Here is a 14,516-nt window from a genome sequence, read left to right as displayed (position 1 = left end):
TTTGATCGTCAGGGCAGGAAGAAGATGCTGGGGCCGTCGTCTTCCTCGTCGCCCCAGCCGGCGGCTCGTGCGTCGGCGGCGGCTTCGTGGGCGAGGACCCTGGTCATTGCAGGGTCGATCTTTTGGTGCTGGGACGGCTTTCCGAGGATGTACCGATCGGATGACTTGGCGATCTTGCGAGCGTTGGCCATCGCCAGGTTCGTCAGTGGGCACCCGTCGTGCCGAATGCGCCCCGTGGAGAGGTCGGTGTAGAAACGCTCCAGCGCTTCATGCATCGGCTTCACCCGGTAGGTCGGCCAGGCGATCACACACTCTTCGCCGTGCTTGCCCGCCCAGATGTCGACGTCGGTCTCCCATCGGGGAGTGTCGTAGTAGCCGCGCGCGACCTCGAACCGGTCGTGGATCTCATCGACGGCGATCGAGACCTGTTTCCGAGGTACCGTGCCGCCCCACTCGTCGGGTATCCAGATCGTCGGGCGCCGGTCGGGCCCGTATCGCGGCGTGAAAGAGAAGCCGTCGCAAGTCTCCGCACTGAGCACGGTCCAGTCCGAAACGTCACTGCCGTCAAATCCGAGGCAGATCGGGGTGCCAGCGTCGGGCTCAGGCAGCCATTCCATAAGCGCCCTCCCATAGCCCCGGGGGAAGCCATGTTCCCGAGCCGCGGACCAGGCGGTTGCCGAAGAACCGTTCAGCTTGGGCCGGGTCGGTCTCCATCAGCTCGAGCGCCTCGGCGTCGATCGAGTCGATGTTGATGTGGTCCGCGCCGGCATAGACGTGCTCGAGGATGCGACGGCGCTCGCGGGAGTTCTTGAAGCTCAGGGGCTTACCGTCGGGGCGCTTCAGTGCCGCATCGGGGTCGCGCCAGAACCGGAAGATGTCCGGGCGCTGTGACTCCTGAGTCATCTGCGCGGCCGAGGCTTCCGCGGGGTCGAACGCGTTCGTCGTCTCCATCGACCGACCGCCCATCGCGGCGGCGCCGCGGCGCATCGTCTGCCAGACCTCGATGAGCTTGTTGCTCGCCGTGTAGAGGCCGGTCTCATCGAAGAACGCCTCGTTGATCGGGGCGCCGAGTCGAGACTTCGCCGAGGCCGTCACGCGGTCGATGCGGTCCATGTCCTTGTCGCCGGAGGTTCCGACGATGCGGATGAACTCGCCGCGGGGGAGCAGCAGCTCCCTGAGTGGGCCGAGGCTGATCATCGAGACGAGTGGTCGCCAGATGTTCGCCACCTGATCGTCCGACGTCGCCATGATCTGGATCAGCGGCGACGGGTGGCGCATCCCCAGCGGCTCGCCCGGCAGGTATCGGTAGACCCAGCCGCACGAACAGCCGTTGTCCTCGCAGTGGTACTCGTCGCCGTCGACGGCCCAGCCAGCAAACTCGGACGGACCGACAGCGGCACAGCAGATGCGGGCGGCGGTCCAGGGGCCCTTGCCCATCTTCTGCGGCGCGATCACCTGCGACCGCCGGAAGACGAACGCCTGATTCAGCGGCGGCTCAGCAGGGTCGAAGGTCGCCTCAGGGCGGACCTGGCCGTGGTGCGCGGTGTTCCAAAACTGCCAGTCGTACTCGCGGAACGCCTTGCCGCGCTCGTGCCGGTCAGGGACTCGGCAGTGCCGCTCCATCCACGCCGACCACAGGTCGCCGAGAGTCTTGAAATCCGAGGGAAGGGCGCCGATGTCATGACTGTGCATCGGTGTCGCGCATCCGACGCTGCGGCGGCTCCTCGGCCTCTGTGTCGTCAGCCGGCTTGCTGTTGCGGCGCTCGCTGAGCTCGTCGACGGCGACCTTCCAGCCCATCTCAGCGAGGCCGGCGGTGGTCATGCCGATCTGGTCAGCGAAGCGGTGGAGCTGGCCGAGTCGGGTCGGCGGAACCTTTGGGTCCTCGCACTCAACCTTGACCCGCACCCACATGGCGACCGTCGAGATCCGCCACCGTTCCGACGGCATCGACCAGGCGCAGGCCTGAGGTGTCCGCCAAGCCTGCTCCCAGACCTCGATCTCGCGCTCGTTTGCGTCCGGCAGGGGGTATCTCGGAATCGCACCCTGATACCCCTCGGCCGGCAGTGCGGTCAGCGAGTATCCCCGCGAATCACTGCGGGCCGAGCCTTCCTGGGGCTGCGGCCCAGAACGGTTATGTCCCCCACGAGCCATGTTGATCACTCCTCAGCGGCATCGCGCCGCATCGGGCAGGTCGACCGGCATCGCGCCGGCCGACGGATGTTTTGACCCTCCGCACCTTTTAGAGCCCTCCCCGGCGGTCGGAGAGGCGCGGCCCGGGGAGGGGCCACCCCCTGGGGTCAGGCCGTCAGCTCATCGATCAGGAGGGCCTGCTTCGATGAGTTGCACCCCAGGCAGCAGCAGCGCAGGTTCTCGCGGACATGCTGACCGCCCTTGCTGATCGGCACGACGTGATCAACAGTCGCACTGCGCGGGTCGAAGGGCGAGGTCGCGATACGCGTGTCGATGTGGCATAGGTAGCAGCGCCAGCCATCGCCCTTGAGGATGTCATCGCGCTCCACTCGGTGCGCAGTTGTCGCACCGAGGCGCAGTGCTCGACGTTGGGCATCACATGCCCAGTCATAGTGGTCGACCCCGGACAGGACGCCGTGCTGCAACAGGGTCCGGCAGGTGACCGAGCACGTAGGCAGTCGACGGGAGTCGCGTGCCCTGACCACAGTCGCCCCGCACACCGTGCACGGCACCTCCACTCGGGGGTGCCTGTCGGGGATGTAGCGCTGGTTGTAGTGCGTCGAGCACAGGCCCTTCGCCCGCATGGCGCGCTCGCATCCAGGGTGCGTGCAGGTCTTGGTCGGGCTGTCCCGAGTGGCTGCCCTGAGGCACTGGCGGGTGCAATACTTGCGGGGGCGGCCGGTGGCTGCCGTGTCGGGTAGCGGTCCGTCGCAGTGGGCGCATGTACGCTGGGCCATGTCGTTCCCCTCCTTGGGAATGACCAGGACCCCGGAGGTTGCAGCCTCGCGGGGTCCCTTCGTTTCGATGTTCAGTTGTGGCTTCGACGCCCACCATCGGCGGCGTTGCACGACAGGTGGACGATGCCTCGGTAACCGGATCGGTCCTCGGTGTGGTCGAGAGCGAGCGACTGTCCAGCGAGCATCGGCTCTCCGCAGAAGTGGCACGGCTTGCCAAGCGCCGCGGGCAGCAGTTCAGTGCGCAGCCGCCGATGGTCCGAGCCGTACCCCCGCTCGGTACTCGTGCCCCTCGCCCTGTCCCGCTTCCGGGTATGGACAGGGCAGCGGGTGGTGGTAGTCAGGGCAGGACACCCCGACTCCGCACACACCCGCATCGCCATCCGGTGTCACCGCCTTGGCCTAGCCTGAGGTGATGGACACGCGACACACCGACTCGCCCACCGAGCTGACCTGCACCGCCTGCAACGCCCCACTGGTCAGGCGTCGGCTCCAGGTGCAGGACTGGGCCGGCAACTGGCAGCCCATGGGCAGTCACCTCGTGTGCACCGGTGAGCCAGAACTCCACTGGCAGCAGCCCGACTCCTGAAGTCATGCCCGTGTCCCCCGGCGTGGGCCTGAGGCCGTCCGAGGTAGATCCGCTCGCCACCCACGGGCAGACGATGAGGACTCGCCGTGGTGACACGGCAGCGCCCCGGCCAGATGACCCGCCGCCGGGGCTCGGCGTGACGGTGCGTGCCGGACGTCTCCGGTGCTCCCGCCATCCCCAGTGCGCTGCACGCGGCAAGCGGGGGAGGTTGTTGTGAAATGACGAAACCCGGCTCGCTGGCCGGGTTTTTGGGATGCAGCATCCGCTGCGTTTCTATGGTGACAGACGCCGCTACCGCTTGCAAGCGTCAGTCAACGCGTGTCACCTAGGACCACCGATAGCCACGGCTGGTCGGCTTCGCGCGCTGCATACTCGGCCCTCGTCCTCGGTGCTCGAGCCTGGCCCGGTCAGGCTCTCCGAATTGACTGACCACCTCCGCGATGTGCTGACGCATCTCCGGGGTGTCGAGGAACCATTCGCGCCCTGCCGCACGACTCCCGGCGAACTTCTCGTGCATCTCGGACTCAAGCTGCTTCGTGCCCGGATGCACGGCCAGGAGTGGCGAGTCGGGCGGGTATGCCCTGAGCCTCCTCTTGACATCTACCGAGTATCCGATCTTCACGCGGTCTCCGACCAGCACGTAGTAGATCCAGCCCGGAGCCTGCCTGATGCTCTCGACTCGACGCCGCTCATCTTCGGCGTCCTGCGCCGCCCTGAGCCTCCGCAGCATGCGCATCTCTTCGAGGATGTCGGTCGCACGGTGCTCATCCAGGTAGTCCCAGATGGCGATCCCGTGATCGAAGCAGACACCAAGGGAATCGCCGTCTCGGTCACGGATCGCTCGCTCGTCACAGTTGGGAAGCTGACACGTCCTCGTCAGCCACAGATCGCCATTGCGAGCCTGGTTGTGAGCGAGTCCCTTGTTGTGGACTCTCACGCGGTCCTTCGTGCTCATCGACCTATTGGCACGCGTGTGCTTGTTCCCCATCACGCCACCGCGTCGTTCACGTCTTGGAGGAGTCGAACGTGGACCTCTCCGAACTTGTACCTCGTCTCGCCCTCGCGCCAGTCCACGCGTGACTCGATCTGCTCGCGATGTGACCACTGGTTGATGCGCTTGCGCACCTTCTTGCGATCGAACGGAAGGCCGAGGTAAGTCACGAGCTGTGCGATCTCCGACGCCGTGCACCACATGCCGTCGAGCTCGGCCAGCTTCCGCTCTCGCAGCTTCTCGGCCTCCCACTCGGACCCGCAGGTATCGCAGCGCGCCTCGTGCCGTCCCTGGCGCGCGTAGACCTTCCCAGGGCACATGACGTCCTGCTGCCACAGGTCGTTGCAGTCGCCGAGGTACTGCTTGGCTGCCGGTCGGTCACAGACCCACACGGCTCCCGCGAAGTAGCGGCCGATCTCGTCGAGGATCTGGCCGCCGGCTGGGTGGAGTCTGATCGCCGAGATGCGACGAATGAGCATCCTGGCGGCACCTCTCGCATCGGACCAGTCGATCTCCCAGGAGTTCTCCTCGGCGATCATCCTGGCCGCCGAGTCGAGCGCAATGGTCAGCGCATCACGGGCGTCACTGGCCGTCAGGTTGACGACGAGGGGCGTCTCGGCCGACTTGCTCGCTGACTGGGTGACGTATCGAGTCTGTCCGGTGACGACGTTCTCGATGTCCTCCATGAGCCACTCGATCTCGGCGAGCACCTCGCGCTCGAACTTGTCGCCGCACGGCTTGCAGACGTACCAGCCATCGTGCACTGGTCGGTCGCACATCACCGCCTGGCAGATGTTTACTTCCGTCATGCGTCCTCCTCTGGTCGACACTCCATCTCGTGCTGCTCCTTGATCTGCTCAGCCCCTTGCCGCGTATTCGCCGACCCCACAAGTCGGTTCGGATGCCGCGGGCACTCCACGCGATGCCGGCCGCCCCAGTACGCGACGATCACCTCGACGTCACTCATCGTCATCGCCGCCCAAGATGTCGTCGGTGACCTTCGACTTGCCGAGGTCGAGAAGCCCGATCGCACTTGACATGGAGATCGAGTCGCCGGTCTGTGAGTACCGGAATCGGTTGGCCTGGTCGCCGTCAGCGAAGTGAAGCTCTTCCCAGGTGACGACCGCCGTCGGCACGATCACCGAGCAGCCCTCTTCGCAGTCGCTCGTCTCGCGGGCGAACTTCACGATGGCCTCGTGTAGCTCTTCGAGTGGCGTCATCGCCCCCACCTCCCCAGTCGATCCCCAGGCCCATCGCCCCCGGAACGCCGAACCGCCCCGGTCGGTTTCCGGGGCGGTTCAGGGTTGGTGCAGGCGTTGCAGCGACATTGACCAGGCGGTCGATTCAGCAGTTCGTCGCTCATGGCTTCCTCTCGTAGATGACCCACGCGATGACGCGCAGGATGCCGATGCCGACGAGTCCACCGAGTGTGCCGGCGATGATGGCGGCGAGGATGACGATCGCGATGGTGGTCATGCCTGCTCCTCGATCGGCTCGGCGACGGACACGCACGACATCCGTGGCACCCTGCCGGACTCGACGTGCATCCAGTCGTAGGCGGCGGGCCAGCCTGTGACGTGAAGATCACGCGCCTCGGCCATGTTCCGCAGTGCCGCGATCTCGGGTCGCAGATTCTTCACCTCCCGCTCAAGGTTGCGATTCAGGCTCTCCAAGGTCTCTCGGGTAGCGCGAAACCTCTTCCGCTCGGCCCGCTTGGTCTCGGCCCTGATCTGCTCGTCGTGGGCGGCCAGGACCCCAGACTCCCGAAGAAACTGCATCAGTTCGTATACGTCCATCACGGCGTTGGTGCCGCGCTGGACAACGCCGACTCGTCCGCTGCTCGGGTAATGCGTGAGAGTGATCGATCCGTGCCCGTAGGTCCGCTCGGTCGGCGTGTACTCCTGCCCGGTCATCGCGTCTCCCTGATGAAGTTGTCCTCAGCCATCGGCCTCGTCCTCATCAACCTCAACCTCGGTGGGTTCGTCCATCAGGAACGTGTCCGGTGGTGGCGTCCAGCCGTTCTCGATCAGCCAGCCGATAACCGACTCGGCGTGGTCGGCGAGGGCCGATCCGAGCTTCATCCGCTCCGCGAATGCCACGGTGGCCCGCCGGTGAGCGCGGAGCCTGTCGAGGTCGTGCTCGATCCGATCCGTCTGGCCAACCCCGTAGGCGCGAATCTCACGGATGGCGATTTCGAGTCGACTGATGTCGTGACTCTTGACGCTGCGCACCTCAGCCATCGGACTTCACCTCCTCGTCGTCGATTCCGTACTCGCTGATCGCCTCTTGCTCGGTCATCAGCATCACGACATGCGGGGTCCGCGATGGCATGTTCTCGGCTGGTCCGTAGCTGTCGATGGCAGCGGTCAGTCGTTCACACGACTGCTCGGCCCGCTCGCGTGATCGGTACGGACCGATCGCCTCCACGATCATCGTGAAGTCGGGGTGGAAGGCGACCACGTAGCCGCTCATGTCGTGCTCCGTTCGTCGGTAGTGGGGGTGTCGGGGAGGAGGGCGGCGAGAACTTTTCTGGCGTCACTCGTGAGCCGCGAGTCACGGCCAGGCTCTAGAATCTCCGCCTTCCACGCCTCATGGTCTTCGCGCTCGATCAGGAACATGAGCCGCTCGACCACCCCGCGCAGCTCGTCCAGCTGGGCGACCACCCGGTTCAGCGCCTCGGTGCGGAGGCCGAGAACTCGGCGGAGGTAGGCGACCTCGCCGAGCAGCGCGGTCAGCTGCTCTCGACCGATGCCGCCGTAGATGGGCTCCTCCGCGATCTGCCGCAGCTTCTCGATGTCGATGCTGATCACTGGACGTCACCCCGTTCGGCAATGGCGGCGAGGTCATAGAGCTTCTGCTTGACCATCGGCGCGGGAACACTGTCGGCCTGGAACCAGTGGCTCAAGGTCTTGGCCGCCTCTCGCAGCGCCTCGGCCCGGATGTCCGCCTCGCTCTGGCCGCTGGATAGATGCGGGAGGTTTTCAGTCATGACCCGACCCTCGACTTTCCGTGAATCAGCTTTATGTGCTTGGACATGTGGTTCGCGCTGATTTCGACCCCGCACTCCGGACATGGTCGGCGCAGTCGGCTGCGCGCCTTGATCCGGTTCGCCCTGCACTCGCGGCACTCACGGCCGCGATTTCCTTGATAGGTGTTCTCTGGCGTGTACTCGTGACCGCGCTTGCAATGCGTCTTCCGAGCATTGATGGCCGTCGCGCCTACTCCGGCCAAGATGTTGTCTCGATTAGTCAACTGACGAAGGTGTTCCGGATTCACGCACCGGCGCACTCGACAGATGTGATCGACAACCCTGCCGGGGATCAATTCGACACCAGCGATCAGCAACGAGACTCGATGTGCAGCGAGTGTCCGCCAGCGACCATCGATCTTCATGCCGATCCGGCCGTATCCATCTGGGTTGATCGTGCCGGTCCAGTGCCAACATGACTCGGTTCGGTCAACCTGCCGCCAGAAGCGTTCAACGTCAGAGGTCGTCAGGGTAGGCTGCATGGAGCCCTCCGATCGGTGTAGTCGATCCGTGTGGGTCAGGCTCCGGAGTGGCGTTGGCGCGCCCTTCGGAGCCGTTTCGATTCTATCAGAAATCGCTGTCATTTCAGGCTCTCTGGAGGTATGGGAGGGCGGCGGTGATGGCAGCGCGTGCGTAGTCCCGGTCACGTGCCACTCGGTAGCGATTGGCACGGTCCGAGGACTGCGCCATCTCCGACCACGACTTTTGGGTGTGCAGAGGGAATTCGTGCGCCTCGTAGATCGCCTGCGCTGCCGCCTCGATCGCTTCCTCGCTGATATTCATGCTCTTGCTCGCTTTCGTTCGTGGTAGCGGCGCACGTTCTCGCGCCCCGTGACCGGCTCAAGGTGGCCCGGGTTGACGCAACGCGTGTTCTCGCAGGTGTGGTCAATCTCCAAGCCATCGGGGATCGGGCCGACAAAGTGCTCGTAGGACCAGCGATGAGCCTGGGTGTCGGCACCCTTGAAGCTCAGTCGCCCATAGCGCCCGGTTACGTTTCCGGTCCATTGCCAGCAGGTCTCGGTCCGATCAACCTGCTTCTCGAAGACCTCCAGCGCCGTCTCTCCGAATGTGGGTGGACGACGCGTGTCCTCGACATGGCCGTGCTCGTACCAGCGTCGAGCGTGAGTCTCACACCACCCGCGTCGGCGCGAAGGTTTGTCGCAGCCGTCAACCGCACAAGGCGCGACGGTACGGACTACCCTCGCAAGCTCGTTATTCCTGAGGGCTTGGCGATAGTGCGGGTCACAGAGACCTCGGCAGTACGCCTTGCGATCACATCCCGCAGCGGAGCAAGTCATGACTGTTCCTCGCTCACCATGACCGGGCGCGAGGTGCGGGCATGCACGGTGACCTGCTCGTCCCATGCATGGGCTGCGTTCGCGACACGATCGAACAGTCGGTTCTCCGCAGCGCCATCGAGCCCGAAGGCCGACACGACGACCTGGTACCCCCGGTCGTCAGGCCCCGTGGGGTCGGAGGTGGTCGGCCGCAGTGGTCCCCACTTCTTCTCGACATGCTCCCGCGTGAACGGTGCCGTCTCCGGCGTGTGCAGCAAGCCGTCATCACCCAGGGTCCACAGGTCACCATGGCGGTCGGCCCAGGCCTCAGCCATGATCCTCACCCCGATCCACCGCGGCGAGGTAGCGGAGGATCTCGTAGATCGGTCCCCGGTCGGACCACGAGGTCCCCTCGGTCCACGCCTTCGCCCGCTCGATCAGCTCCCTCGACACCGCCACCTGATCGTCGGCCAGGATGGTCACGGGGCGGACGGAGGTGACGCTGTCGGCCCAGACATGGCGATAGACATGGATACCACCCCCGAGTAAGAGCCAGAGCCATCCACCCTTCTGGTAGCACGTGACCACCACCCCGTTCACCTCGACCGGGCGCGCCTCCTCCCGTGACGACGGGATCAGGGACAGGTCGGGGGCGGCCTCGGGGTCGTCCGGGATCACCAGATCGCCACGAGCATGGGCGGCAGCGATACGGGTCAGGTCCGCGGCCGTGAGGCCCGACATCGCGCATTGGATACCGGCGGCCTTGAACTCGGCCACGTCACTGATGCCGGCCTGCTTGAGGAAGATCTCCTCGGCGGGGTTGGTCTGCGGCGGACAGTGCGCAGCCTCGCCGCAATGCTCGCCGTTGATGCAGGGGGGTCGGTGAGTGTTCATGGGTCGTTCCTTTCGTGCATGACAAACGCCCCGGCCGGTGTGGCTCGGGGCGTGGGGTGGGGGTGGGTTTACGCGGTGGGCGGCTCGACGTAGAAACCATCCAGCTGCGCATCGAGGTACCCAAGGTCCGGGTGCTCACGGACCATCTCGGCGAAACAGTGCCGATCGGCTTCCCGCATCACGGCGACGAAGCGCTCAACCGAGATTTGCGCTCGGCATAGTGATGCGCTGAGCCGGTGCTTGGCAGCCGCCATGTCGTGCACAAGCGCCATGAACCTCAACATCGCCTCGCGGTCCATGTCATGCCTCCTCCTTCGATCGTGGCACGCCCTGTCCTCGGGCGCGCTGTGGTTCGTACTCGTGGTCTCGGTCGAGGCATCCACCGCGAGGTCGACCACAGATGGCGCAGTCGGTCGGGTCGGTGGCTCGGTACTTCGGTGGTGATCCTGGCGGGTCGGTCGTCGCCCACCACGGGCCGGCCTCGAACAGCCTCGTGGGCTGCCTGGTGTCGGCGTCGAGAGCGAGCCACGAGAGTGCTGCGGCGACGTCCTTGGGTTGTCGCCTGAGCCTGATGCGGTCGTCGCCCATGACGGCCATGAGCTGAGGTCGGTTCCAGTTGGGGCGGAGGGCCTGGATCGCGTCAGCGATCCGGTCCGCTTCGTCACGCGAGATCATCTGTTGTTCCTCCGATCGGGTCTCGCGCGTCACTTAAGTGACGATTAGGGACAAGGTGATTGACCAACAAGAAGACGTAAGAAGAAGTACTTCTGGTCTGGTCTGGTCTGGTCTGGAGCAGCGTGACGGACGTTGTGACTGACGGCGTGACTCCACCTGTGACTCACGGCGTCCGTCACGCGTCTCGTCACGGCGTCCGTCACGGCGTGACATCACCTGTCGGTGACCTTCTTTTCGCGCCATTTGGCCTTGCGCTCGGCGTCCCTGGCCCGCTTCTCGTCCCACCAGGACTTCGGCTTGTTCCAGTCGAGGAAGTCGTGGATATCCCACCCGTCGTCGGCTTCGTGCCAGAGCCCCGCCTCCACGAGTTCGACCACGAGCGTCGGCCGGTAGCTGTGCGTCAGGCGGGGCACCTTGTGGCTCCTGATGAAGCCGTCGGTCTGCCCCTTAGCGCACGCACAGAGCGCCGCGACGTGGAGTCGGAACGCACCGTCGCTGAGGTCATCGACCTTCGGGTGGTCGGCGAACCCGTCGTCGATGTTCAGGTATGGCATTCACGCAGCCTCCAATCGTGGTCGTTCGTGCTCCTGATCTTCGTGCGCTTGACCGACGATCAGTGGTCCGTGATCGTGATGTCGAGCCCATCGCCGCTCGTCGTCGCGCGCCCAAGCTCGGCATGAAGGACAGTCCTCGCCCGGGAGAATCAGACATCCGCAGACGCAAAGAGCGCCCTTGCTCGGGGCGCTCGTGGAGTGTGGAGCATCTTGTCGTTGACGTCTTGGCGGCGATGATCTCGGTGCAGGTATCGCCGCACGTGGTCGCCATCTCCTGATGCCGCGATCGAGCACCCAGTCACCACCCCTCAATGCGATCTCGGGGTCGTCGAGCCGCGCGTTGATGTCGTCCTGCATCCGGCACGCCTGGCAGTCGTCGTGACGGCCCTTGTGGGTGCTTCCGCAGCGCTGGCATGTGCGCCTCACGTCTCCTCCTCGTCGATCGTCATCTGCCCGTCCATCACGCCATCCCGCGCGGGGCATGACGCGCAGATGTCGGGCGGGTTGAACGGGCACCGGTGGCAGTAGTCCTCGATGGCGCGGGTGGTCATCCCTGGACCTCGCCGGTCTCCTCGTCCACGAGCTCTCCCTGGACGACTTCGTCGTCTTCCGAGGGCTGCTGTGTACCGACGGCCTGCTCGAGGCTGTCGATGAGCCGAGCGGCCTCGGCTTTGGTGATGGTGGTGAACGAGGTGACGTCGCGGCCGAGTACCTGCGATGCCCCGGCGCGCCGCTGCTCGTCGGACTCCACTCCCAGTTCACCGAGGAGCGCGAAGACCTTGCCCTGCTGGGCCTTGGTCATCATGGCGACCGACTGGGCCGGCGTTGGCTCGGGCTCGGGGACCGCTTCGGCGGCGGCTTGCATGAGCCGGTCGCGGCCCGTGGTGGCCGCGGGGGTTGGTCGCTCGTCGCGGAGGTCGAACATCTCGTCAGGGGTGTAGGCGACGCCGTAGAGCGCCTCGGGGCATGCCTGCCGGGCCACGGCGGTGATCGCTCGCCACTGGAGCATGGTGGTGGGCTGCTTCTTGTAGTTGTCCTTGTTCAGCAGGCCCATCTGCTTCGCCCATGCCTGGTCGCGGGTGACGGTGTGCTCGTAGCCTTCGTCGTCAGCGCGGATAATCGTGGCGGTGGCGGACACGGCCTGGTCGTCGACCCGGACGCGGAGCTTGTGTCCGGCCTTGCGAACGTTCGCGGCGATCAACTCGGCTGAGGCGGTCGGCTTACCTTGGATCACGTCGATGCGATAGAGGGACTCGGCCGGCGACAGTCCCATCGACTGCCCGAGTCCTATCGCCAAGAGCACGTTCGCGGGCTTGCCCCGGTACGCCTGCGGCAGCAGATCGCCAGAGCTGACTGCCCGTGCGTAGTCCATCTGCTGCGCCAGCTCGTTGCCTCCGGCGTGCAGTTCTATCTCGGTCATGATGCGTCCTCCATGGGGGCGAGGTTGTCGGTGGTCTTGGCGGTGCGCACGAGGCTGATGCCGTGCTTGGATGCCTGTCGGCGGGCGATCTTGGTCCCGGCGCTGGTGGCGGACTTGGCTGTGCCCATCGCGTCGAGTACGACGGTCTTGGCGGCCCGCTCGCGTTCAGTCGCGGCCTTGAGGTCGAGTGACGCGGCGACGTACTCATGCGCGATGTCCCGGTCGAGATCGATGGTCGCGTCCTCGATGTCGGGATGGAGCTTGCGCACGGTGGCATACGTCGCTGGGTGCGCATCCAGGGTCGGCGGCTCGTCCTGACTGAGGGAGTCGTAGAACCTCCGGCAAGCTGCGAGGGTCGCCTGCTGCGCTTCCTGATCTGCCTCTACCACGTACTCGGAGAACTCCAGGTACGGGCCGATGACGGGCACGTAGCAGCGCTCGTCGCCGGTAATCGCCAGTTGGAAGTAGACCTGCGCGAGGTAGTACGCCGGAATCTCGTCGGTGCCCGGCGCCCCCCACTCGTCCATGCCGGATGCGGACTTGGCCTCGACCAGGACCTGGTATTCGCGATCGGGGAGATTGAGCGAACATCCGGCGTCGATCGTGCAGCCGGCCCAATCCTCGTGTGGGTACCACTGCTGCTCGATCCATGTGTCAATCTGGCCTTCGTGCTGGTCGCGCCACCAAGCGAGGATCGCGGGCTCCAGGTAATGGCCGCGTCGCTGCTGCATGTTGGATTCGTCGGGCTCGGTCCAGCCCTTCATCTCGCACCACAGCGAGTACGGCGACTGCCATGGCGACAGTCCGAGAATCGCGGCGGCCTTGGATGCGGTGACGAGTCGGCGGTGCTCAGGCGAGCCCGGCAGCGGTCCCGTCATGCCGTCTTCCCTTTCGGTCTCGTCGCCGCGTAGTGTGCCGTTCTCCACTCGCGCGCCGTCTCGATGTCGGTCATGGTCGAGGTGTCCCCGCATGTGCAGACGGCACGGAAGCGGGGGTCGAGTCCTGCTGGTCGGCGGTGGGTCTTCATCTCGACCTGGTGCGGGTCGGGTGAGTGTGGGGTGGTGTCTGTCATGCGAGTTCTCCGAAGTCGAGGACGTCTTGGGATAGGCGGCGGGCGGCGACCTCGAGGTATCTCTCGTCCTCCTCGATGCCCACCGCCCTTCTGCCCTGGGCCTTTGCGGCGACGAGGGTGGAGCCTGATCCACAGAAGGGGTCGGCAATGGTGCCTGCAGGTGCTCGTTCGATGAGGTGCTCCATGAGCTCGACCGGTTTCTGGTGAGGGTGGAGGCGACCGCTGTAACCGAGCGACTGCACTGGCGCGCACCGGATCACATCGGTGCCGCGCCTGCCGTGCCAGCCCTTTCCGATGACGTATATCTCTTGGTGTGACGGCTTCCAGGGGATCGACGTGTCGCCCATTCCGAGCGCCCCCTTGGTGTCCCAAACGAGCAGGGCTCGGACCCCTTTCGGCCGCTCTCTTTTCCAGGTCCCAAAGACCGCCGCCGGGCGCCCTTCACCCCAGCGCGCCATCGCCTTGTCGCGGATTGAGGTGTCGTTGTCCCCTCGGATTCGAGCAGCGACGGTCAAGCGGCGCGAGTGCGAGTTGTAGCTGATCCCATACGGCGGATCAGTCACAAGAACATCGGCCTGCAGCCACTCGTCGATCGAGAGGCAATCCCCGTGGAATAGCTGCACGAAGTCGTCCTCGTAGTACGGCTTCACTGCCCCTCCAAATGAAAACGGCCCCACGTACTCGCGGGGCCTCGGTTGATGTGGTGGATGACGATCGGTTGTCGCGGGATGTGCTGAGCGAGTAACGGGATCGCGTGACACAGCTCGGCGGCGTGACATAGGCGCTCACGGTCGGCGGGGTCGAGACGTTTGCTGGTGCGTCCGACCTGTACGAGAGCCAACCCGTGGACCTCGTGCGCGAGGATCAGATCGGCCGGCCCCTTGCTCGCTGCCGCCCGGACGATCAGCTCCCAGCCGTGCGCCTCGAAGAACCGCGCGACCTTGTACTCGGATGCGCGGCCGAGGGAGGAATTACTCACGCCACCCACCGCCGGACCTCGATCATGTGGTGCCGCACCGACTCCTGCGCCTCGTCCTCGCTGGTCGGGTCACAGAGTCCCTGGTGACACGAGTGGCAGTTAGCGATGGTGC

At 65.4% G+C, this 14,516-nt stretch carries 26 protein-coding genes; 1 reads left to right on the top strand and 25 read right to left on the bottom strand.

Annotation, left to right across the window (positions count from 1 at the left end; genetic code table 11):
* Positions 1–8: 8 nt before the first annotated feature.
* The 5 genes from FNM00_RS00565 to FNM00_RS19495 form a co-directional block, all read right to left on the bottom strand.
* Positions 9–617, bottom strand: a complete 609-nt coding sequence (locus tag FNM00_RS00565) for a terminase (protein ID WP_143911070.1) — start codon at positions 615–617, stop codon at positions 9–11.
* Complete coding sequence (locus tag FNM00_RS00560; protein ID WP_143911069.1) at positions 601–1,692, bottom strand: terminase; 1,092 nt, start codon at positions 1,690–1,692, stop codon at positions 601–603. The genes FNM00_RS00565 and FNM00_RS00560 overlap by 17 nt, the downstream gene beginning before the upstream one ends.
* Complete coding sequence (locus tag FNM00_RS18950) at positions 1,679–1,822, bottom strand: hypothetical protein (protein ID WP_221933528.1); 144 nt, start codon at positions 1,820–1,822, stop codon at positions 1,679–1,681. The genes FNM00_RS00560 and FNM00_RS18950 overlap by 14 nt, the downstream gene beginning before the upstream one ends.
* Before the next feature lie 476 nt (positions 1,823–2,298).
* A complete protein-coding gene (locus tag FNM00_RS00550; RefSeq protein ID WP_185972902.1) occupies positions 2,299–2,775 on the bottom strand; it encodes an HNH endonuclease in 477 nt (158 codons plus the stop codon).
* A 224-nt stretch (positions 2,776–2,999) separates the two neighbouring features.
* The gene (locus FNM00_RS19495; protein WP_425456791.1) at positions 3,000–3,302 is read right to left on the bottom strand and encodes an endonuclease domain-containing protein; all 303 of its coding nucleotides are present in this window, start codon (positions 3,300–3,302) and stop codon (positions 3,000–3,002) included.
* 38 nt (positions 3,303–3,340) lie between these two features.
* Between FNM00_RS19495 and FNM00_RS18685 the strand changes: the two genes are divergently transcribed.
* Positions 3,341–3,514 carry a hypothetical protein gene (locus tag FNM00_RS18685; protein ID WP_185972901.1) on the top strand — a complete coding sequence of 58 codons (174 nt, stop codon included), beginning with the start codon at positions 3,341–3,343 and terminating at the stop codon, positions 3,512–3,514.
* Between the two features lie 325 nt (positions 3,515–3,839).
* Here the strand turns inward: FNM00_RS18685 and FNM00_RS00540 are convergent, their stop codons facing one another.
* The 20 genes from FNM00_RS00540 to FNM00_RS18680 all read right to left on the bottom strand — a co-directional run bounded on the left by FNM00_RS00540 (position 3,840) and on the right by FNM00_RS18680 (position 14,404).
* The gene (locus FNM00_RS00540) at positions 3,840–4,469 is read right to left on the bottom strand and encodes a GIY-YIG nuclease family protein (RefSeq protein ID WP_185972900.1); all 630 of its coding nucleotides are present in this window, start codon (positions 4,467–4,469) and stop codon (positions 3,840–3,842) included.
* 32 nt (positions 4,470–4,501) lie between these two features.
* On the bottom strand, positions 4,502–5,314 hold the full coding sequence (locus FNM00_RS00535) for a hypothetical protein (protein WP_143911064.1): 813 nt from the start codon (positions 5,312–5,314) through the stop codon (positions 4,502–4,504).
* Between the two features lie 150 nt (positions 5,315–5,464).
* Entirely contained in the window at positions 5,465–5,725 is a 261-nt protein-coding gene (locus FNM00_RS00530) for a hypothetical protein (RefSeq protein WP_143911063.1), read from the bottom strand.
* A 252-nt stretch (positions 5,726–5,977) separates the two neighbouring features.
* Complete coding sequence (locus FNM00_RS00525; protein WP_143911062.1) at positions 5,978–6,418, bottom strand: hypothetical protein; 441 nt, start codon at positions 6,416–6,418, stop codon at positions 5,978–5,980.
* Between the two features lie 24 nt (positions 6,419–6,442).
* Entirely contained in the window at positions 6,443–6,745 is a 303-nt protein-coding gene (locus tag FNM00_RS00520; protein WP_143911061.1) for a hypothetical protein, read from the bottom strand.
* Positions 6,738–6,977 (bottom strand): hypothetical protein, encoded by a 240-nt coding sequence (locus tag FNM00_RS00515; protein ID WP_143911060.1) that lies wholly within the window; start codon positions 6,975–6,977, stop codon positions 6,738–6,740. Before FNM00_RS00515 ends, FNM00_RS00520 begins: the two co-directional genes overlap by 8 nt.
* Positions 6,974–7,315: a hypothetical protein gene (locus tag FNM00_RS00510; protein ID WP_143911059.1), complete on the bottom strand. Its 342-nt coding sequence runs from the start codon at positions 7,313–7,315 to the stop codon at positions 6,974–6,976. Before FNM00_RS00510 ends, FNM00_RS00515 begins: the two co-directional genes overlap by 4 nt.
* The gene (locus FNM00_RS00505) at positions 7,312–7,494 is read right to left on the bottom strand and encodes a hypothetical protein (RefSeq protein ID WP_143911058.1); all 183 of its coding nucleotides are present in this window, start codon (positions 7,492–7,494) and stop codon (positions 7,312–7,314) included. Before FNM00_RS00505 ends, FNM00_RS00510 begins: the two co-directional genes overlap by 4 nt.
* Positions 7,491–7,898, bottom strand: a complete 408-nt coding sequence (locus FNM00_RS19490; protein WP_425456790.1) for an HNH endonuclease — start codon at positions 7,896–7,898, stop codon at positions 7,491–7,493. Before FNM00_RS19490 ends, FNM00_RS00505 begins: the two co-directional genes overlap by 4 nt.
* A gap of 220 nt (positions 7,899–8,118) precedes the next feature.
* Complete coding sequence (locus FNM00_RS18945) at positions 8,119–8,316, bottom strand: hypothetical protein (protein ID WP_143911056.1); 198 nt, start codon at positions 8,314–8,316, stop codon at positions 8,119–8,121.
* Positions 8,313–8,831 carry an HNH endonuclease signature motif containing protein gene (locus tag FNM00_RS19485; protein ID WP_143911055.1) on the bottom strand — a complete coding sequence of 173 codons (519 nt, stop codon included), beginning with the start codon at positions 8,829–8,831 and terminating at the stop codon, positions 8,313–8,315. The genes FNM00_RS18945 and FNM00_RS19485 overlap by 4 nt, the downstream gene beginning before the upstream one ends.
* Positions 8,828–9,145 (bottom strand): hypothetical protein, encoded by a 318-nt coding sequence (locus FNM00_RS00485; RefSeq protein WP_143911054.1) that lies wholly within the window; start codon positions 9,143–9,145, stop codon positions 8,828–8,830. The genes FNM00_RS19485 and FNM00_RS00485 overlap by 4 nt, the downstream gene beginning before the upstream one ends.
* On the bottom strand, positions 9,138–9,704 hold the full coding sequence (locus FNM00_RS00480; protein ID WP_143911053.1) for a hypothetical protein: 567 nt from the start codon (positions 9,702–9,704) through the stop codon (positions 9,138–9,140). The genes FNM00_RS00485 and FNM00_RS00480 overlap by 8 nt, the downstream gene beginning before the upstream one ends.
* A gap of 68 nt (positions 9,705–9,772) precedes the next feature.
* A complete protein-coding gene (locus FNM00_RS00475; RefSeq protein WP_143911052.1) occupies positions 9,773–10,003 on the bottom strand; it encodes a hypothetical protein in 231 nt (76 codons plus the stop codon).
* Positions 10,004–10,591: 588 nt separating this feature from the next.
* On the bottom strand, positions 10,592–10,933 hold the full coding sequence (locus tag FNM00_RS00470; protein ID WP_143911051.1) for a hypothetical protein: 342 nt from the start codon (positions 10,931–10,933) through the stop codon (positions 10,592–10,594).
* A 422-nt stretch (positions 10,934–11,355) separates the two neighbouring features.
* Positions 11,356–11,484 carry a hypothetical protein gene (locus FNM00_RS19365; protein ID WP_281281059.1) on the bottom strand — a complete coding sequence of 43 codons (129 nt, stop codon included), beginning with the start codon at positions 11,482–11,484 and terminating at the stop codon, positions 11,356–11,358.
* Positions 11,481–12,353 (bottom strand): recombinase RecT, encoded by an 873-nt coding sequence (locus FNM00_RS00465; RefSeq protein WP_143911050.1) that lies wholly within the window; start codon positions 12,351–12,353, stop codon positions 11,481–11,483. The genes FNM00_RS19365 and FNM00_RS00465 overlap by 4 nt, the downstream gene beginning before the upstream one ends.
* On the bottom strand, positions 12,350–13,231 hold the full coding sequence (locus FNM00_RS00460) for a lambda-exonuclease family protein (RefSeq protein WP_185972898.1): 882 nt from the start codon (positions 13,229–13,231) through the stop codon (positions 12,350–12,352). Before FNM00_RS00460 ends, FNM00_RS00465 begins: the two co-directional genes overlap by 4 nt.
* 190 nt (positions 13,232–13,421) lie before the next feature.
* Positions 13,422–14,075 carry a DNA-methyltransferase gene (locus FNM00_RS00455; RefSeq protein WP_185972897.1) on the bottom strand — a complete coding sequence of 218 codons (654 nt, stop codon included), beginning with the start codon at positions 14,073–14,075 and terminating at the stop codon, positions 13,422–13,424.
* Entirely contained in the window at positions 14,072–14,404 is a 333-nt protein-coding gene (locus FNM00_RS18680) for a PDDEXK family nuclease (protein WP_185972896.1), read from the bottom strand. The genes FNM00_RS00455 and FNM00_RS18680 overlap by 4 nt, the downstream gene beginning before the upstream one ends.
* Positions 14,405–14,516 lie beyond the last annotated feature (112 nt).

The sequence above is a fragment of the Aeromicrobium piscarium genome (genome assembly GCF_007421815.1).
GTDB lineage: Bacteria > Actinomycetota > Actinomycetes > Propionibacteriales > Nocardioidaceae > Aeromicrobium > Aeromicrobium piscarium.
Note: the sequence above shows the minus strand (reverse complement) of the source record. Positions and strands in the feature narration are given on the sequence as shown.

What these genes read in the sequence shown, in the direction of transcription:
- FNM00_RS00565 (WP_143911070.1), bottom strand. Translation starts at nt 617, where the DNA reads ATGGAATGGCTGCCTGAGCCCGACGCTGGCACCCCGATCTGCCTCGGA.
- FNM00_RS00560 (WP_143911069.1), bottom strand. Translation starts at nt 1,692, where the DNA reads ATGCACAGTCATGACATCGGCGCCCTTCCCTCGGATTTCAAGACTCTC.
- FNM00_RS18950 (WP_221933528.1), bottom strand. Translation starts at nt 1,822, where the DNA reads ATGACCACCGCCGGCCTCGCTGAGATGGGCTGGAAGGTCGCCGTCGAC.
- FNM00_RS00550 (WP_185972902.1), bottom strand. Translation starts at nt 2,775, where the DNA reads ATGCGGGCGAAGGGCCTGTGCTCGACGCACTACAACCAGCGCTACATC.
- FNM00_RS19495 (WP_425456791.1), bottom strand. Translation starts at nt 3,302, where the DNA reads ATGCGGGTGTGTGCGGAGTCGGGGTGTCCTGCCCTGACTACCACCACC.
- FNM00_RS18685 (WP_185972901.1), top strand. Translation starts at nt 3,341, where the DNA reads ATGGACACGCGACACACCGACTCGCCCACCGAGCTGACCTGCACCGCC.
- FNM00_RS00540 (WP_185972900.1), bottom strand. Translation starts at nt 4,469, where the DNA reads ATGAGCACGAAGGACCGCGTGAGAGTCCACAACAAGGGACTCGCTCAC.
- FNM00_RS00535 (WP_143911064.1), bottom strand. Translation starts at nt 5,314, where the DNA reads ATGACGGAAGTAAACATCTGCCAGGCGGTGATGTGCGACCGACCAGTG.
- FNM00_RS00530 (WP_143911063.1), bottom strand. Translation starts at nt 5,725, where the DNA reads ATGACGCCACTCGAAGAGCTACACGAGGCCATCGTGAAGTTCGCCCGC.
- FNM00_RS00525 (WP_143911062.1), bottom strand. Translation starts at nt 6,418, where the DNA reads ATGACCGGGCAGGAGTACACGCCGACCGAGCGGACCTACGGGCACGGA.
- FNM00_RS00520 (WP_143911061.1), bottom strand. Translation starts at nt 6,745, where the DNA reads ATGGCTGAGGTGCGCAGCGTCAAGAGTCACGACATCAGTCGACTCGAA.
- FNM00_RS00515 (WP_143911060.1), bottom strand. Translation starts at nt 6,977, where the DNA reads ATGAGCGGCTACGTGGTCGCCTTCCACCCCGACTTCACGATGATCGTG.
- FNM00_RS00505 (WP_143911058.1), bottom strand. Translation starts at nt 7,494, where the DNA reads ATGACTGAAAACCTCCCGCATCTATCCAGCGGCCAGAGCGAGGCGGAC.
- FNM00_RS19490 (WP_425456790.1), bottom strand. Translation starts at nt 7,898, where the DNA reads ATGAAGATCGATGGTCGCTGGCGGACACTCGCTGCACATCGAGTCTCG.
- FNM00_RS18945 (WP_143911056.1), bottom strand. Translation starts at nt 8,316, where the DNA reads ATGAATATCAGCGAGGAAGCGATCGAGGCGGCAGCGCAGGCGATCTAC.
- FNM00_RS19485 (WP_143911055.1), bottom strand. Translation starts at nt 8,831, where the DNA reads ATGACTTGCTCCGCTGCGGGATGTGATCGCAAGGCGTACTGCCGAGGT.
- FNM00_RS00485 (WP_143911054.1), bottom strand. Translation starts at nt 9,145, where the DNA reads ATGGCTGAGGCCTGGGCCGACCGCCATGGTGACCTGTGGACCCTGGGT.
- FNM00_RS00480 (WP_143911053.1), bottom strand. Translation starts at nt 9,704, where the DNA reads ATGAACACTCACCGACCCCCCTGCATCAACGGCGAGCATTGCGGCGAG.
- FNM00_RS00475 (WP_143911052.1), bottom strand. Translation starts at nt 10,003, where the DNA reads ATGGACCGCGAGGCGATGTTGAGGTTCATGGCGCTTGTGCACGACATG.
- FNM00_RS00470 (WP_143911051.1), bottom strand. Translation starts at nt 10,933, where the DNA reads ATGCCATACCTGAACATCGACGACGGGTTCGCCGACCACCCGAAGGTC.
- FNM00_RS19365 (WP_281281059.1), bottom strand. Translation starts at nt 11,484, where the DNA reads ATGACCACCCGCGCCATCGAGGACTACTGCCACCGGTGCCCGTTCAAC.
- FNM00_RS00465 (WP_143911050.1), bottom strand. Translation starts at nt 12,353, where the DNA reads ATGACCGAGATAGAACTGCACGCCGGAGGCAACGAGCTGGCGCAGCAG.
- FNM00_RS00460 (WP_185972898.1), bottom strand. Translation starts at nt 13,231, where the DNA reads ATGACGGGACCGCTGCCGGGCTCGCCTGAGCACCGCCGACTCGTCACC.